The 14,669-nt window shown below is 69.8% G+C and carries 17 protein-coding genes and 1 tRNA gene; 10 read left to right on the top strand and 8 right to left on the bottom strand.

The genetic code is table 11. The annotated features are described in order from the left end of the window. The first annotated feature begins 48 nt into the window (after nt 1-48). Nucleotides 49-936 (top strand): hypothetical protein, encoded by an 888-nt coding sequence (locus tag NV348_RS06895; protein WP_447146249.1) that lies wholly within the window; start codon nt 49-51, stop codon nt 934-936. On the opposite strand, the gene NV348_RS06890 is transcribed toward NV348_RS06895, so the two are convergent. The 3 genes from NV348_RS06890 to NV348_RS06880 form a co-directional block, all read right to left on the bottom strand. Next, complete coding sequence (locus NV348_RS06890; RefSeq protein WP_447146248.1) at nt 914-1,771, bottom strand: DUF1266 domain-containing protein; 858 nt, start codon at nt 1,769-1,771, stop codon at nt 914-916. The two genes, NV348_RS06895 and NV348_RS06890, sit on opposite strands and share 23 nt — an antisense overlap. 105 nt (nt 1,772-1,876) lie before the next feature. Beyond that, nucleotides 1,877-2,215: a YnfA family protein gene (locus NV348_RS06885; RefSeq protein WP_447146247.1), complete on the bottom strand. Its 339-nt coding sequence runs from the start codon at nt 2,213-2,215 to the stop codon at nt 1,877-1,879. Between the two features lie 16 nt (nt 2,216-2,231). Then, nucleotides 2,232-2,687, bottom strand: a complete 456-nt coding sequence (locus NV348_RS06880; RefSeq protein ID WP_447146246.1) for a DUF4442 domain-containing protein — start codon at nt 2,685-2,687, stop codon at nt 2,232-2,234. Between the two features lie 110 nt (nt 2,688-2,797). Here NV348_RS06880 and NV348_RS06875 point away from each other — a divergent pair, with 110 nt between their 5' ends. After that, nucleotides 2,798-3,493: a DUF6597 domain-containing transcriptional factor gene (locus NV348_RS06875; RefSeq protein ID WP_447146245.1), complete on the top strand. Its 696-nt coding sequence runs from the start codon at nt 2,798-2,800 to the stop codon at nt 3,491-3,493. Nucleotides 3,494-3,616: 123 nt separating this feature from the next. Continuing rightward, on the top strand, nt 3,617-4,105 hold the full coding sequence (locus NV348_RS06870; RefSeq protein WP_447146244.1) for an NUDIX hydrolase: 489 nt from the start codon (nt 3,617-3,619) through the stop codon (nt 4,103-4,105). Here NV348_RS06870 and NV348_RS06865 read toward each other — a convergent pair. The 4 genes from NV348_RS06865 to NV348_RS06850 all read right to left on the bottom strand — a co-directional run bounded on the left by NV348_RS06865 (nt 4,081) and on the right by NV348_RS06850 (nt 7,122). Next, on the bottom strand, nt 4,081-4,479 hold the full coding sequence (locus tag NV348_RS06865; protein ID WP_447146243.1) for a VOC family protein: 399 nt from the start codon (nt 4,477-4,479) through the stop codon (nt 4,081-4,083). The two genes, NV348_RS06870 and NV348_RS06865, sit on opposite strands and share 25 nt — an antisense overlap. 56 nt (nt 4,480-4,535) lie before the next feature. After that, complete coding sequence (locus NV348_RS06860; RefSeq protein ID WP_447146242.1) at nt 4,536-4,949, bottom strand: arsenate reductase ArsC; 414 nt, start codon at nt 4,947-4,949, stop codon at nt 4,536-4,538. A gap of 132 nt (nt 4,950-5,081) precedes the next feature. After that, nucleotides 5,082-6,383, bottom strand: a complete 1,302-nt coding sequence (locus NV348_RS06855) for a D-arabinono-1,4-lactone oxidase (protein ID WP_447146241.1) — start codon at nt 6,381-6,383, stop codon at nt 5,082-5,084. A gap of 61 nt (nt 6,384-6,444) precedes the next feature. After that, entirely contained in the window at nt 6,445-7,122 is a 678-nt protein-coding gene (locus NV348_RS06850; protein ID WP_447146240.1) for a TetR/AcrR family transcriptional regulator, read from the bottom strand. A 132-nt stretch (nt 7,123-7,254) separates the two neighbouring features. Here NV348_RS06850 and NV348_RS06845 point away from each other — a divergent pair, with 132 nt between their 5' ends. From NV348_RS06845 to NV348_RS06815, 7 genes are all read left to right on the top strand, one after another. After that, a complete protein-coding gene (locus NV348_RS06845) occupies nt 7,255-8,754 on the top strand; it encodes an MFS transporter (RefSeq protein ID WP_447146239.1) in 1,500 nt (499 codons plus the stop codon). Between the two features lie 332 nt (nt 8,755-9,086). Next, entirely contained in the window at nt 9,087-9,500 is a 414-nt protein-coding gene (gene crcB / locus NV348_RS06840; protein ID WP_447146238.1) for a fluoride efflux transporter CrcB, read from the top strand. A gap of 63 nt (nt 9,501-9,563) precedes the next feature. After that, the gene (crcB, locus tag NV348_RS06835; RefSeq protein WP_447146237.1) at nt 9,564-9,926 is read left to right on the top strand and encodes a fluoride efflux transporter CrcB; all 363 of its coding nucleotides are present in this window, start codon (nt 9,564-9,566) and stop codon (nt 9,924-9,926) included. 47 nt (nt 9,927-9,973) lie between these two features. Continuing rightward, nucleotides 9,974-11,611: a phosphoglucomutase (alpha-D-glucose-1,6-bisphosphate-dependent) gene (gene pgm, locus NV348_RS06830; RefSeq protein WP_447146236.1), complete on the top strand. Its 1,638-nt coding sequence runs from the start codon at nt 9,974-9,976 to the stop codon at nt 11,609-11,611. Then, complete coding sequence (locus tag NV348_RS06825) at nt 11,608-12,942, top strand: MFS transporter (protein WP_447146235.1); 1,335 nt, start codon at nt 11,608-11,610, stop codon at nt 12,940-12,942. The genes pgm and NV348_RS06825 overlap by 4 nt, the downstream gene beginning before the upstream one ends. A 70-nt stretch (nt 12,943-13,012) precedes the next feature. After that, entirely contained in the window at nt 13,013-13,753 is a 741-nt protein-coding gene (locus NV348_RS06820) for a DsbA family protein (RefSeq protein WP_447146234.1), read from the top strand. Nucleotides 13,754-13,934: 181 nt separating this feature from the next. Then, nucleotides 13,935-14,007, top strand: a tRNA-Ala gene (locus tag NV348_RS06815). 180 nt (nt 14,008-14,187) lie between these two features. Here the strand turns inward: NV348_RS06815 and NV348_RS06810 are convergent. After that, nucleotides 14,188-14,598: a transposase gene (locus tag NV348_RS06810; RefSeq protein ID WP_447150962.1), complete on the bottom strand. Its 411-nt coding sequence runs from the start codon at nt 14,596-14,598 to the stop codon at nt 14,188-14,190. Nucleotides 14,599-14,669 lie beyond the last annotated feature (71 nt).

Here is a 14,669-nt window from a genome sequence, read left to right as displayed (position 1 = left end):
AACAGCCCATCGGTAGGATCCTGCGAGGCGGGGCGGGCCAGGAGGGATGTGGCGGTGATCGAGGTGTGGGGTGCGCGCGTCGCTGTGCGGTACGCGGACGGCCGGCTGGTGACGACACCGCTGCGGGCCGACAACGAGGCCGCGCTCGATGTCGCGGTGGCCGAGCTGGCCAGGATCGCGCTCGCGAGCACCGAGGACGATCAGCTGGCGATGCTGCTGTTCTTCCGGTCGTCGGAGTTCCGCGTGAACGGTTCGGCGACCGACCGGCATCCGGTGCCGGTGTTCCTCGAGACCGGGCTGCGCGAGCAGGTGCAGGTGCTGGTCCGGGCGGTCGAACGCGATCTCATCAGCCTGCGCCGGGTGTTCCCGCCGCGCCCGAATCTCGTACCGCCGCGCCCGGTTCCCGGCCCGAACGGTCCGCGGCGCCCGGACGTCTCGGCCGCGGCGGGCCGGATGCGCTTCGCGGGCAACTCGGTCCGCGAGATCGACATCCTGCACGGCTGCGCCCGCCCGGACGAATACGTGCTCGAGCTGGCCCAGGCGGGACACGAGGGCGCGCCGGGGCTGGTCGCGATCACCACGCTGCGGTTGCTGTTCGTCTCGGCGTGGGCGATCTACGAGTTCCCGGTCGCCGTGCTCACCGGCGCCGAGGTGCGCACCGCGCCGGGACAGGTGGTGACGCTGCGCGTGTCGGGCGCCGGCAGCGACCTGGACTTCCTCGACTGGGAGCCCGCGGACTTCGGCCGGGTCGCCGAGGCGCTGCGGCTGGCCTGCGAGATCGAGCACGTCGACGGGTCGATCTCGCCGTCGCTGCCGTCCTCGGCCGATCTGTTCGGCGAATGGCAGTTGCTGGTGGAGCGGCGCAAGCTGGGGATGGTCGCCGACGATCCGTTCCGGCGTCAGGCCGTGGGCATCATGCTGGCGATGCCGGGCTGAACACCGGCGCGCCCCGATGCAGGGCCACCCGCCGCCACGGGCTCGACGGGCGCAGGTGCAGCCCGGCGATCATCCGCCTGCGTTCGGCGATCTGGGTCCTGGCGGCCGAGAGGTCCTGCGCGGCGGCCCAGAAGATGGCGCCGGTGAGGAAGCCGTCGCCGAACTGCCGCCAGTTGCGGTAGTGCTGGCGGGCGCGGTCAAGGCCGGTCAGCATGTGTTCCCAGGCCTCGTCCTCGGTGAGGTACCCGGCGGTGCTGGCGGCGCGGGCGATGAAGACCAGCCGGGCCAGGTCCCAGGCGGTGGCGTCGGTCTGCAGCGGCGTCGGCAGGCTCTCGGTGATGCCGAGTTTGATGGCCTGCAGCCAGGCGTCGTAGTCGCGGTCGATGCCGGCGGGGCCGCGGTAGCCGCGGAAACCGGAGAGTGTGTGCAGGAATTCGCGATGCTCGTCGGCCAGGCCCGAGCGGTCGACCCGGCCGGTCTCGGTGGCCGCGGCCACGGCCAGCGGGTGGACGAGCTCGAACAGCGGCGCGTGCATACCGGCGAGCAGTCTGCGGATGGTGTCGCGCGCGTCGTCGGCGTTGTCGACGCCCCATGATTCGTGCAGGCCCTCGATCGCGGTCTCGCGCCGGGTCGAGGTGCTGTCGTCCTCCTCGGGCAGGAAGGCGACCTCGTCGCAGTACGCGCCCCAGCTGCGGCCGTAGTAGGCGCCGACGGCGAGCGCTCTGATCCGGTCGTCGTCGATCGCCGCGCCCGACCAGACGTCGGGTTCGTCGTCGATGTCGGGGCCGGGAAAGCCCGCGACGCGCGGCCGCTGCACTGATCCTGCCGGTTGCATGGAGCCACCCCTCCGCCGAGCCGAAACGTTGTGCCGCCAGATCTTACGACTGATCTTGCGCCGGGGGTCGGTCAGCCCTCGTCGGATCCGCGCGCGGGGACACACTCAGCTCACCGCGCGCGGCACGTACATGATGATGCCGACCCCGACCAGGCAGACCAGCGCGCCGATGACATCCCAGCGGTCCGGCCGGAAGCCGTCCAGCGCCATCGCCCACAGCAGCGAACCCGCGACGAACACTCCGCCGTAGGCCGCGAGGATGCGGCCGAAGTGGGCGTCTGGTTGCAGGGTCGCGACGAAGCCGTACAGGCCGAGGGCCACCACGCCCGCGCCGATCCACGCCATGCCCCGGTGCTCGCGCACGCCCTGCCAGATCAGCCAGGCGCCGCCGATCTCGGCGACAGCGGCCAGCACGAACAGCAGGACGGAACGCAGCACGGTCATGCCGCGACCCTACGAGTCAGCGACCGAAGGCCCGCAGCTGGTAGAGCCCGCGCGAGGTGGCGACCGTGGTGCCCGCGGCATCGGTGACGACCGCCTCGAGGACGAAATCGGCCTTGCCGTTGGCCGCAGCCTCGGCGCTGACCCGCGCGATCTCGTCCTCGCTCAGGGTGGCTTCCGCGCGCAGGTCGCTGCGGGCCATCGCCCGGAACGAGATGTCGAAGGACTTCACCAGCGGATAGAACGCCGTGGTGTCGAAACTGCCCGCGGTGATCGCTCCGCCGAGCACCTCGGCGACGGTGAACTGCACGCCCGCGTAGATGGCGCCGAAGTGATTGCCGTTGCCCTCGCTCGGCACGGTGGTGACGGCGTAGCCGCGCCGCACCTCGAGCGCACGGACCCCCATGTTCGCCGCCACGGGCACGGCCACCTCGATGGCGCTGTTGACGGTGTCGAGCAAGTCGTCTGCTGGCATGGGCCGCGTCCTTTCGCGAAACGGGACCTCACTGTCCCGACGCCGTCAGGGTATCGACGGCGGGCCGGTGGCGGAGCGGTTCGTCGGTGGTCGGGGTTACCGTCGAAGGCGTGGCGGAATACCGGGAACGCGCGGCGCGGCTGGATCGTGCCGTCGTCTGGACGCGCGCGGTGACCGCGCCGACCGGACCGGTCACGGTGTTCCCCGACGGCTGCATGGACCTGATCTGGACCGCGGGCACGCTGATGGTGGCCGGTCCGGACAGCCGCGCCGTCCACGTGCCCACCGCCAGGGCCGCGGAGTTCGTCGGCATCCGGTTCGCGCCGGGCACCGCGCCCGCGCTGCTGGGCATTCCCGCCGTCGAACTGCTCGATCAGCGGGTCGACCTGGCCGACCTCTTCCCCGACCGCCGGGTCCGCCCGCTGGTCGATCGGGTGGACAACGCGCCCGACCGCGTCGCGGCCTTGGAATCGATCGCATTGCGATTCGCCGCCGACGCGGCGCCGCCCGATCCGGCGCTCACCGGGATCGTCGACACCATCGCCGCGGGTGCGACGGTAGCGCAGACGGCGGCCTCGGCGGGGATGTCCGCACGTTTGCTGCACCGGCGCTCACTGGCCGCGTTCGGCTACGGACCCAAGATGCTGGCCCGTATTCTGCGGTTCCAGCGGGCGCTCGCGGCGGTGCGCGCGGGTATTCCGGCGGCGGAAACCGCCGCGGTCACGGGCTTCGCCGACCAGGCGCATCTGTCCAGGGAAGTCCGTGACCTGGCCGGATGTTCAGTACGTGCGCTGCGGGCGGGTTGATCCCTCCGCCCCCGCCCGGAAAGTCTCATTCGGCAAGGTCGTACCGGCGAGTTACGCTCAGAGGGCACGCCCCGTCGTATGTGCCAGGCAAGTCCGAACCACCGACGAGAGGATGTGAACCCGATGATCGACGTATCCGTGTACTCCACGCTCCGTATCGAGGCCGAAAGAGACGAAGCCCGTCGACTTGTCGTCGGAGCGGTCGTCGTCCGCCACCACCGGGTGCTCATCCTCCGCCGCCGACGATCGGATTCGCTGAGTGGTCGCTGGGAACTGCCGAGTGGGGTCGTGGAACCAGGGGAGTCGCTCGACGACGCGGTGGCGCGTGAGGTCTTGGAAGAGACCGGCCTGCGGGTCACCGGGATCAGTGACTACCTGGGCGAATTCGACTACCTGTCCGGCGGCGGCGCCCGGACGCGACAGTTCACCTTCGTCGTCGAGGTCGCCGCGACCGGACCGGTGACGCTCACCGAGCACGACACCCACCTGTGGACCAGGCTGACCGGCGAGCCTCCGGTCAGCGACGAGGTCCGCGAGATCCTGGGCCGCTATCAGCAGCGTCAGCGCGATCCCGGCGGCTGGTCGGCCTATTCGCTGGGCAGCGGGGCGTAGAGGTCGATGCCCTGGCCGTCGGGGTCGGCGAGCGTGGCGTAGCGCTGGCCCCAGACGGCGTCCCACGGCGCGAGTTCACCGTGGTAGCCGGCGTCGACGAGCTCGGCCCAGAGCTTGTCGACCTCGGCTGGGTCGGCGCAGCGGAACGCGATCGCGCTGCGGCCGGGGCCGGTCGGCGGCTGCCAGCCGGGGGTGAACGAGGCGATCACCTGTTCGGTGTCCAGCGCCAGGCGCAGGCCGCCGCCGACTTGCGCCTCGGCGTGGCCCTCGGACTCGGCGCCCTCGGGGAACACGAGCCCTAGTGTGCGGTAGAAGGCCACCGAGGCGGCCATATCGGAGACGACGATCGAGACGACATCGAGCTGAGGAGTCATATCCGCAGCCTAGGCACGGGCGTGTGGTGTCGTCTTGAACGAATCGGACGTCGCTGTCAGCGGGCGGGCACCGGCACCAGTTCGGCGATGAGATTGCCGATCAGGATCTGCAGGTGGTCGCGAATGCTGCGGACCACCTCGATCGGCTGCCCGGCCGGATCGGCGAGCACCCAGTCCCGGTAGCTGATCCCCGGGAAGTACGGGCACACCTCGCCGCAGCCCATAGTGACCACCACATCGGACAGGCCGACGGCGTCGTCGGTGAGCGGTTTGGGCCGTTCACCGGCGATGTCGATGCCGATCTCGGCCATCACCGCGACGGCGGCGGGGTTCAGCTCCGCCGCCGGGTCGCTGCCCGCGGTCCGCACGTCGATCCGATCGCCTGCCATCGCCCGTAGGAAACCCGCAGCCATCTGCGATCTACCCGCATTGTGGACGCAGACGAACAACACGCTGGGAGTGTGGGCCATGGTCGCCCTTTCGGCGCAGGGGCGAAGTGCTTGTGGCGCTTCGGGTATCACCGACCATCATTCCATCCGCACCGGCGGGTGTGGGGGCGACCGGCGACACTGTTGTCCGGCGGATGTCCGCAGCTGCCGCCGTCAGCCCAGCGGACCGAGCACCCGGTGCACGTAGTCGTTGGCGAACACGCCGGTGGGATCGAACCGGCGGCGCACCTCGGCGAAGCGGTCCCATTCGGGGTAGCGGGTGCGCAGTGTCTCGGCGGTCTGGAAGTGGCGCTTACCCCAGTGCGGCCTGCCCTGGTACCGGTCGAACACCGCTTCGCACGCGCGGAAGTAGGGTTCCCACACCATGCCCTCGTACTGGTGGACGGCGATGTAGCAGGTCTCGCGCCCGCCCGCGGGGGACAGCAGCGCGTCGTCGGCAGCAACCCAGCGCACCTCGATCGGCATCGGGGTGCCGAATTGTTTTGTCACGTCGAGGATCTCGCCGATCGCGGCGCGCGCGTGCTCGCGCGGGACGGCGTATTCCATCTCGTTGAACTTCACCAGGCGTGGGGTCGCGAAGACCCGGTAGGACCGGTCGATCTTGCGGTTGTTGCTGCCCGCCTTGGTCGCGAGCCGGTGGATCGCGGGGACCGTGGCGGGGACCCGCCTGCCCAGCTTGCACAGGGTGTCGTACAGATGATTCGAGAGCAGGACGTCGTTGAGCCAGGCGCCCGCCTTGCCGCGCGGCTGCTCGGGCTCGGTGCTGCGGTTGCTCGACTTGGTCATCGCCACGTCGGCGTGGGCGAACGCGAAGAACTCGAAATGGTCGCTGCCGTCGGCGAGTTCGTCGAGATTCGCGAGCACGTCGGCGATCGGGACCGGTCGCTCGACGAGGTCGAGCACGAACGACGGCTCCAGCTGCAGGGTCACCGCGGTGACGATGCCGAGCGCGCCGATGCTGACCCGTGCCGCGCGCCAGGCGTCGGGATCGGTCTCCTCGTTGAGCTCGACCGTCGTGCCGTCGGCGCGCAGGATCTCCACCGAGTGCAGCGCGTCGGAGATATTCCGCAGCTTGGCGCCGGTGCCGTGGGTGCCGGTGGCGGTCGCACCCGCGATGGTCTGGGTGTCGATATCGCCCAGGTTGGGGAAGGCCAGGCCGTGCGAGTGCAGCAGCGGGCTCGCCGCATGCAGGGTCAGGCCCGCTTCGACGCGGACCCGGCCGGTCGCGGTGTCGACGTCGAGCACGCGGTCCAGGCCGCCGAGGTCGATCAGGGTGCCGTTGGTGAGCACGGCGTCGGTGAACGAATGGCCCGATCCCGCGACACGCACGGTCCGGCCCGCGGCGGCGGACGCGGTGACGATCTCGGCCAGTTCCTCGACGCCACGCGGTGCGGCGACGACGGCGGGTGAGCAGCGCTGCTCGCCCGCCCAGTTCACCCAGGTGCTCTTGGTCATGTGTCCAACTGTAAAGGATGGACTGTGACGCGCGCTACTGCTCGCGGGGGAGAAGTACAGCTCAGCGGCGTCGGCCGAGGCAGCCTGCCGCCTTGGCGCGCTCGACCTCGTCATCGGTCAGCGGGGCGACGAGCAGTGGCCTGCGCGGCACGGCGTCGGTGCGCACGCCGTTGAGGGTGATGGCCATATAGCGCTGCCACACTTCGGAATTCACCGGTCCGGCGAACTCGGCGAACGCGTTCACCATGTGGATAAGGGCGAAGAAATCGGTGGTGGTGACGTCGGGGTGCACGGCCCCCGCGTCGCGCGCGCGTTCGATGATCGCGGTGACCGAGGGGCGGATCCGGTCGCGCAGTTCCGCGAAGCGGGCCGGGTCCTCCTCCAGTTCGAGCATCACCTCGCCGAAGCCGCGGTTGGTCGCCAGGTGCCGGCAGGCGTCCTCGAAGAACTCCACCAGCCCCAGCCATGGATCGGGGTTCTTCATGGCCGCGTCGGCGGCGTCGGCGAAGTCGACCATGTGCTGGTCGAAGACTTCGGAGATCAATTCCTTTTTGTTCGCGAAGCGCCGGTAGACGGTGCCGACACCGACGCCGGCGCGCTCGGCGACGTCGTCGAGGGTGATCTCCAGGCCGTGATCGGCGAATAGTTCACGCGCGGCCGCGACGATGCGCGCCTGATTGCGCGCGGCGTCGGCGCGCAGTCGGCGGGGCGGTGTGGCAGTCGTGGTGGCGTGATTCACAGGTACATCCTACCAATCGACGGGATTAAGCGGAGGTGGTTTCTCCGTTACTCTGGTAGCTTCGAATGAAGCGGAGGCGATATCTCCGATTATGCCACTCACGCCGAACCCAGCCGACCTACAAGGGGAGTTATGACCACCACACTCGACATCGGGACGAAGAGTCCCGCGGCCGCGGATACCGGCCGCCGCGGGTCGCACGCCCTGCGCTGGTGGGTGCTTGCCGTCCTCGGCATCGCCCAGTTGATGGTCGTGCTGGACGCGACGATCGTGAACATCGCCCTGCCCGCGGCCCAGGCCGACCTCGGCTTCGGCGACGGTGACCGGCAGTGGGTCATCACCGGCTACGCGCTGGCCTTCGGCAGCCTGCTGTTGCTCGGCGGCAGGCTCAGCGACCTGTTCGGCCGCCGCAACACCTTCATCATCGGCCTGATCGGCTTCGCGCTGGCCTCGGCGGTCGGTGGCGCGGCCACCAGCTTCGAGATGCTCGTCGCGGCCCGTGTCGGCCAGGGTGTCTTCGGCGCGCTGCTCGCGCCCGCCGCGCTCTCGCTGCTGACGGTCACCTTCACCGAACCCGGTGAGCGGGCCAAGGCCTTCGGCATCTTCGGCGCGGTCGCCGGTGCCGGCGGCGCCATCGGCCTGCTGCTCGGTGGCGCGCTCACCGAGTGGGCGTCGTGGCGCTGGGCGATGTACGTCAACCTGATCTTCGCCGCCGTCGCCCTGGTCGGCGCGGTGCTGCTGCTGGCCAAGCACACCTCGACCACCCGGCCCAAGCTGGACTGGCCGGGCACGATCGCCGTCACCGCCGCGCTGTTCGGCATCGTCTACGGCTTCTCGCAGGCCGAGTCCGAGGGCTGGACCGCGCCGTCCACACTGGCCTTCCTGATCGGCGGCACGGTGCTGCTCGCCGCGTTCGCCTGGATCGAGACCAGGGTCGCGCACCCGCTGCTGCCGCTGCGCATCGTGGCCGACCGCACCCGTGGCGGGTCCTACCTGACCGTGTTCGTCATGGGCATCGGGATGTTCGCGATCTTCCTGTTCCTCACCTACTACATGCAGCTGACCCTGGGCTACTCGCCGATCATGACCGGCGTCGCGTTCCTGCCGATGGTCGCCGGCATGGTGGCCTCTTCGACCACCGCGCCCTCGCTGCTGCTGCCGAAGGTCGGGCCGAAGGTCGTCATCAGCGGTGGCTTCCTGGTCGCCGCGGCGGGCATGCTGTGGCTGACCCGGATCGGCCTCGACACCGGTTACGCCACCCACATCCTGCCTGCGCTGATCCTGCTCGGCCTCGGCCTCGGTGGCGCGATGTCGGTGGCGTTCCAGGGCGCGACCGCCGGCGTGCACCACGACGACGCCGGCGTGGCCTCGGCGATGGTCAACACCAGCCAGCAGGTCGGCGGTTCCATCGGTACCGCGCTGCTGAGCACGATCGCGGCCTCGGCGATGACCGACTACGTGTCCTCGCACCAGCCCGGCCCGCTCACCATGGCGCAGGGCGCGATCGAGAGCTACACCATCAGCTTCTGGTGGGCGACCGCGACATTCGTGCTCGGCGCGATCGTGATCGGCGTGCTCATGCCGAACACGGTGCCCGCACCGGCCGAAGGTGAGCCGGTGCTCGCGCACTGACCTGCCGCGGTGAGCATCGATGGCCCGGACCGGGATCGGTCCGGGCCATCGATGTGCGTCCATGAGGCGAGGTGCTGAACGTTTGCCTGCGTCGGCTCGCGGCGGTCACCGTCGCGGTCTGTCGCCGAGTGCGCAGGCGCCGTCATCGCTGTCGTACCTGTGGGGTCGTGGTCGGGGCGGTGCCGCGGCGGCACCGCCCGCACGGGTGCACGCGGTGTTCGCTGGGATGCCAACGTGCGCCACGGCGTTGCGGGCCACCGCCCGTCCGGTTGTCGGTGCGTCTCGATACCATGAGCAACGACCACTATCGGATCGGCAGGGGAGGGCAGTGCATGGCATCGCGGCCCCCGGCGCTCGATCCGGCCGTCCTGGCGGCGATCTCGGTGGGTGGTGGCCTGGGTGCGACGGCGCGTTTCGGCATGGCGCAGTGGTGGCCGGTCCGGCCGGGGGAGTTCCCGTGGTCGACGCTGGCGGTCAATGCGGTCGGCTGCTTCGCGATCGGGGTGCTGATGGTGACGATCACCGAACTGTGGGCGGCGCCGAAACTGGTGCGCCCGTTCCTGGGAATCGGTGTGCTGGGCGGGTTCACGACTTTCTCCACCTTCGCCCTCGAGCTTCGTAGACTGATCGACACCGGTGCGGTGGCCACGGCGGTGGCCTATCTCGGACTGTCGATGATCGCCGGGCTCGGTGCTGTCGTCGTGGCCATGGCCGCGACCAGGTGGGTGGCGGGGCGGACCACATGAATCCGACGACGGAAGGTGCCATCCGATGATCGAGATCTGGGCGCGGGGACGGGGAGGTCGGGCATGACGACGGCACTGGTCCTGGCAGGCGGAATGCTCGGCGCACCGGCGCGTTACCTGGTCGATCGGTCGGTGTCCGCGCGCTTTCCCGCTGGGCTGCCGTGGGGCACGCTTGCCGTTAACATTGTCGGTTCGGCGTTGCTCGGTGGTCTGATCGGCGCGAGTGCGGGCAGTACGCTGCTGGCCTTCGCGGGAACCGGCTTCTGTGGCGCGCTGACCACGTTCAGCACGTTCGGTTACGAGACGGTCCGTCTGGTGACCGAGGGCGCCTACGTGTATGCCGTGGGCAACGTCGTGATCAGTGTCGCGGCGAGCCTGGCCGCGGTGTACGCCGCCGCGTCCCTTACCCAGTGGTTGTGCGCATGATCCTCATGACCAGCCGCGCGCAGCCGACACGGAAGGGAACACCCACCATGGCCCACGATCGCGCCGGACGGCCCGCCCGCCCGACCGACCTGGTGGACATCGCCCACCTGGTCACCGCGTACTACAGCCGTGTCCCCGATCCGGCCGAACCGAGTCAGCAGGTCGTCTTCGGAACCTCGGGCCACCGCGGCTCGAGCGAGGATTGCGCCTTCAACGAGGCGCACATCATGGCGATCACCCAGGCGATCGTCGAATACCGCGCGACCCGCGGGATCACCGGCCCGGTCTACCTCGCGCGCGACACCCACGCGCTGTCCGAGCCGGCCTGGACCACCGCGCTCGAGGTGCTCGCGGGCAACGATGTCACCGCGGTGGTCGACGCGCGCGACCGCTACACCCCGACCCCGGCGCTGAGTCACGCTGTGCTGCGGCACAACCGGGGCGGCACCAAGCATCAGGCCGACGGCATCGTGGTCACCCCGTCGCACAATCCGCCGCGCGACGGCGGCTTCAAATACAACCCGCCGCACGGCGGCCCGGCCGACACCAAGGCCACCGACGCCATCGCCGCGCGCGCCAACGAGCTGCTGCGCGGCGGCCTGGCCGAGGTCAAGCGGGTGCCGCTGGTGCAGGCGCTGAGCACCCATGTCGAGCGCTACGACTATCTCGACCACTACGTCGCCGACCTGCCGAACGCGTTGAACCTGGACGCGATCCGCGGCGCGGGCATCCGGATGGGCGCCGACCCGATGGGCGGCGCGAGCGTCGACTACTGGGAGGAGATCGGGCAGCGCTTCGATCTCGAACTCGAGGTGGTCAACCCGTTCGTCGACCCGACCTGGCGTTTCATGACCCTCGACAGCGACGGCCAGATCCGGATGGACCCGTCGTCGCGGCACGCCATGGCGGCGCTGGTCGGCATCAAGGACGACTACGACATCTCCACCGGCAACGACGCCGACGCCGACCGGCACGGCATCGTCACCCCCGACGGTGGCCTGATGAACCCCAACCACTTCCTGGCGGTGGCGATCGAATACCTGGTCGCCAACCGGATGTGGTGGGACGCGCTGACCAAGATCGGCAAGACGGTGGTGAGCTCGTCGATGATCGACCGGGTCGTCAACGTGCTCGGTCGCGACGTCTACGAGGTCCCGGTGGGCTTCAAGTGGTTCGTGCCCGGATTGTTCAGCGGCAGCCTGGCATTCGGCGGTGAGGAGAGCGCGGGCGCGTCGTTCCTGCGGATGGACGGCACCGTGTGGACCACTGACAAGGACGGCATCCTGCTGGCGCTGCTGGCCGCCGAGATCGCCGCCGTCACCGGGCAGACGCCGTCGGCCCGCTACGGCGAGCTGGAACGCCAGTACGGCAGCCCCGCCTACGCGCGCATCGACGCCGCGGCCACCGGCCCGCAGAAGGCCAAGCTCGCCGCGCTGACCCCGGACGCCATCACCGGCACCGAGATCGCGGGCGAGGAGATCACCGGCATCCTCACCACCGCGCGCGGAAACGGCGCGTCGCTGGGCGGGCTGAAGGTGACCACCGAGAACGCCTGGTTCGCGGCCCGCCCGTCGGGCACCGAGGACAAATACAAGATCTACGCCGAATCGTTCCTCGGCGCCGACCATCTGGCCCAGGTGCAAGCCGCCGCCGAGGAGATGGTGACCCAGGCGCTGAGCGAGTGAGCGCACCCGCCAAGGTCCGGCTACCCGCCGAGATCTGGGTCCTGATCGCGGCGGCGTTCGTCATCGCGCTCGGTTTCGGGCTGGTCGCCCCGGTGCTGCCGCAGTACGCGCGCGAGTTCGGCGTCGGCATCGCGGCGGCGTCGGCGATCGTCAGCGCGTTCGCTTTGATGCGGCTGCTGTTCGCGCCGGCCAGCGGTCGGCTGGTGCAGAAGCTGGGCGAGCGAAGGGTGTATCTGGCGGGCATCCTGATCGTCGCGCTGTCGACCGGTGCGTGCGCGCTGGCGCAGACGTATTGGCAACTGCTGCTGCTGCGTTCGCTCGGTGGCATCGGGTCGACGATGTTCACGGTGTCGTCGATGGCGCTGATCATCCGGGTGTCGCCGCCCTCCGCGCGCGGCCGGGTCTCCGGGGTCTACTCCACCAGTTTCCTGATCGGCTCGCTGCTCGGTCCGCTGGTCGGCGGCGCGCTGGCCGGGCTCGGACTGCGCGCGCCCTTCCTGATCTACGCCGCCGCGCTGCTGATCGTGTGCCTCATCGTGTTCCTCGGCCTGCGGGAATCGCCGGTGCTGGCGGCCGAGGAGAGCGCGGCGGGGCCGGCGTTCACCTTCCGGCACGCGTGGTCCGAACCCGCCTACCGCGCGATCCTGCTGTCGAGTTTCGCCGGTGGTGCCGCGGTGTTCGGTGTGCGGATGGCCTTCGTGCCGCTGTTGGTCGTGGAGATCCTGCATCAGGAATCGGGCATGGCCGGCGTGGCGCTGACGGTGTTCGCGGCGGGCAACGCCGCCGTGCTGTTCGTCTCGGGCCGATTGTCGGACCGGTTCGGCCGCAAACCGTTCCTGATCGCCGGGTCGGCCATCTGCGCCCTGGGCACCGGCGTGCTCGGGTTCGCGCCCTCGCTGCCCTGGTTCCTGGCGGCGTCGTTCGTGGCCGGCGTCGGGTCCGGCATGTTCAGCCCGGCCCAGCAGGCGGCGCTGGCCGATGTGATCGGGACCCGCTCCCGCGGCGGGCCGGTGCTGGCGGCGTTCCAGATGGCGGCGGATCTGGGCACGGTGCTCGGGCCGATCGGGATCGGCTGGGTCGCCGAGCACACCTCGTTCGGGGTGGGCATGGCGGTCACCGGTGGTGTGCTCGCGGTGTCGGCGACGGTCTGGGTGCTGACGCCCGAGCCGTCGCGCATCCGGCACCCCGAGGACCCGGAGCACCTCGACCACGCCGGGGACGGCATCGATCCGCAGTGCACCTGCGACGGCTGTCCCGACGGCGTGCCGGTCGTGCGCGCGGGCCTGGTCCCGCTGAGCAAGCCGCTCGACTCCGACACGCCGACCCGATAGCTCCCCAGGTCAGCGGTGCTATCGACCGCCCCGGCGGCACGCCGTCGGACACTCGAGGCATTGTGGACGGGTGAGCAGCGCCGGTTCCCAGCACAATCCCCGTCCCGTTTCCAGCAACACCACCTACGCCTTGGCCGCGGTGGCTGTCGTCGTGATCGGGCTCCTCGTGTTCGCCGCGTTCAAGTGGACCAAGCAGACACCCACCGAGGTGCGCAACGACGGTTACGGCGCAGTGCGCGACGCCGCCGTGCAGGTCACGGCCACGCCGGAGGGCGTCATCCGCCTGGGCAAGCCCGACGCGACGAAGACGATCGACATCTTCGAGGACCCGATCTGCCCCGCCTGCGGCGTGCTGGAGACCACCTACGGCCAGGAGCTCGCCCAGAAGATCGACGAGGGCAAGCTGGCGGTGAACTACCACCTCGTGACCTTCCTCGACGCCCAGTCCAAGAGCGAGGACTACTCCACCCGCGCGTTCGCCGCGAATCTCTGTGTCGCCCAAACCGGTTCGGGCCCCACCTACAGCAAGTTCCACGAGGCCCTGTTCACCACCGAGCAGCCCGACGAGGGTAGCGACGACCTGAGCAACCCCGCCCTGGCCACTCTGGCCATCGAATCCGGCGCCCCCGAGTCGGTCGGCCCGTGCATCACCAACGGCACCCAGCTCGACGCCGCCCGCACCGCCGCCAAGCGGAACCTCGACGACCTCGACGCCCGCACCGGCAACAAGGCCGCCACCCCCGCCATCTACGACGGCACCACCAAGATCGACTGGACCGACGCGAACTGGGTCGTGAACCTCGCCCCCTGACACCCCACGTGAGGTTCGGCACATTCTACTCCGCCCCCACCCTCCCCGCCGCCCACGCACGCCCCACCCGCCCCGGCCAGAACGCCACTTTTCCGCCGTCTACCAGCCGATTTGTTGTCGCCGAGAAGCATGGTGTAACTTCATTCAGGCAGCAGCGAGAGCGGCTGAAACAAAAGAACACGGGGCTATGGCGCAGCTGGTAGCGCACCACACTGGCAGTGTGGGGGTCAGGGGTTCGAGTCCCCTTAGCTCCACAGAAATAGCAGGTCAGGCCCGGTCTTTGGACCGGGCCTGACCTATTTTTGTGTCTGGCCCCGCGTTTACCCCCCGTTTTGGTCCTGGATTCTGTTTGGTCGGCGCGGCCGTGCACCTGCTGTGGTCGCTGGCTCGTGCCCCCGGCGGGGCACATCGAAGACCTCCGATGCTTCTAAGTGTCAGGATGCGACAGGTTCCGGAGCGTGTGTGGCCGGTTGGCCGAAGGCCTTGAGGGGATCGAATTCCTGCTGGTTTTGGAGGCAGTAGTAGAGCTGGCCGAGCATCTTGTTCACGAGGCGCCGCAGCGCGGCGGAATGGCGGTCGCCGTGGGCGCGACGGCATAGGTAGTGGTCACGGGTGGGACCGGCGTGACTGCCTGCTGAAAATCCCCAGACCCAGCCCGCAGCGGCGAGACGATCGTTCTTGATCCGGCGGAAAGTGATCGAGATGCTGCGCCCGGACGCGCGGGTGACCGGCGCGGTTCCGGCGTAGGCCTTCAACGCGCGGGCATCTGCGAACCTGGTTCGGTCGTCGCCGATCTCGGCGAGGACGCGGGCTCCGCTGAGGTCAGCCAAGCCGGGGAAACTGATGATCGCGTGATCGGGGTGTTTGCGGAATTCCTCGGCAGTGGCGTGCTCGAGGTCGTCGGCGCCGACGCAGG

Source organism: Nocardia fodinahabitans (assembly GCF_052983615.1).
Note: the sequence above shows the minus strand (reverse complement) of the source record. Positions and strands in the feature narration are given on the sequence as shown.

What these genes read in the sequence shown, in the direction of transcription:
- NV348_RS06890 (WP_447146248.1), bottom strand. Translation starts at nt 1,771, where the DNA reads ATGCAACCGGCAGGATCAGTGCAGCGGCCGCGCGTCGCGGGCTTTCCC.
- NV348_RS06885 (WP_447146247.1), bottom strand. Translation starts at nt 2,215, where the DNA reads ATGACCGTGCTGCGTTCCGTCCTGCTGTTCGTGCTGGCCGCTGTCGCC.
- NV348_RS06880 (WP_447146246.1), bottom strand. Translation starts at nt 2,687, where the DNA reads ATGCCAGCAGACGACTTGCTCGACACCGTCAACAGCGCCATCGAGGTG.
- NV348_RS06870 (WP_447146244.1), top strand. Translation starts at nt 3,617, where the DNA reads ATGATCGACGTATCCGTGTACTCCACGCTCCGTATCGAGGCCGAAAGA.
- NV348_RS06865 (WP_447146243.1), bottom strand. Translation starts at nt 4,479, where the DNA reads ATGACTCCTCAGCTCGATGTCGTCTCGATCGTCGTCTCCGATATGGCC.
- NV348_RS06860 (WP_447146242.1), bottom strand. Translation starts at nt 4,949, where the DNA reads ATGGCCCACACTCCCAGCGTGTTGTTCGTCTGCGTCCACAATGCGGGT.
- NV348_RS06855 (WP_447146241.1), bottom strand. Translation starts at nt 6,383, where the DNA reads ATGACCAAGAGCACCTGGGTGAACTGGGCGGGCGAGCAGCGCTGCTCA.
- NV348_RS06845 (WP_447146239.1), top strand. Translation starts at nt 7,255, where the DNA reads ATGACCACCACACTCGACATCGGGACGAAGAGTCCCGCGGCCGCGGAT.
- crcB (WP_447146238.1), top strand. Translation starts at nt 9,087, where the DNA reads ATGGCATCGCGGCCCCCGGCGCTCGATCCGGCCGTCCTGGCGGCGATC.
- crcB (WP_447146237.1), top strand. Translation starts at nt 9,564, where the DNA reads ATGACGACGGCACTGGTCCTGGCAGGCGGAATGCTCGGCGCACCGGCG.
- pgm (WP_447146236.1), top strand. Translation starts at nt 9,974, where the DNA reads ATGGCCCACGATCGCGCCGGACGGCCCGCCCGCCCGACCGACCTGGTG.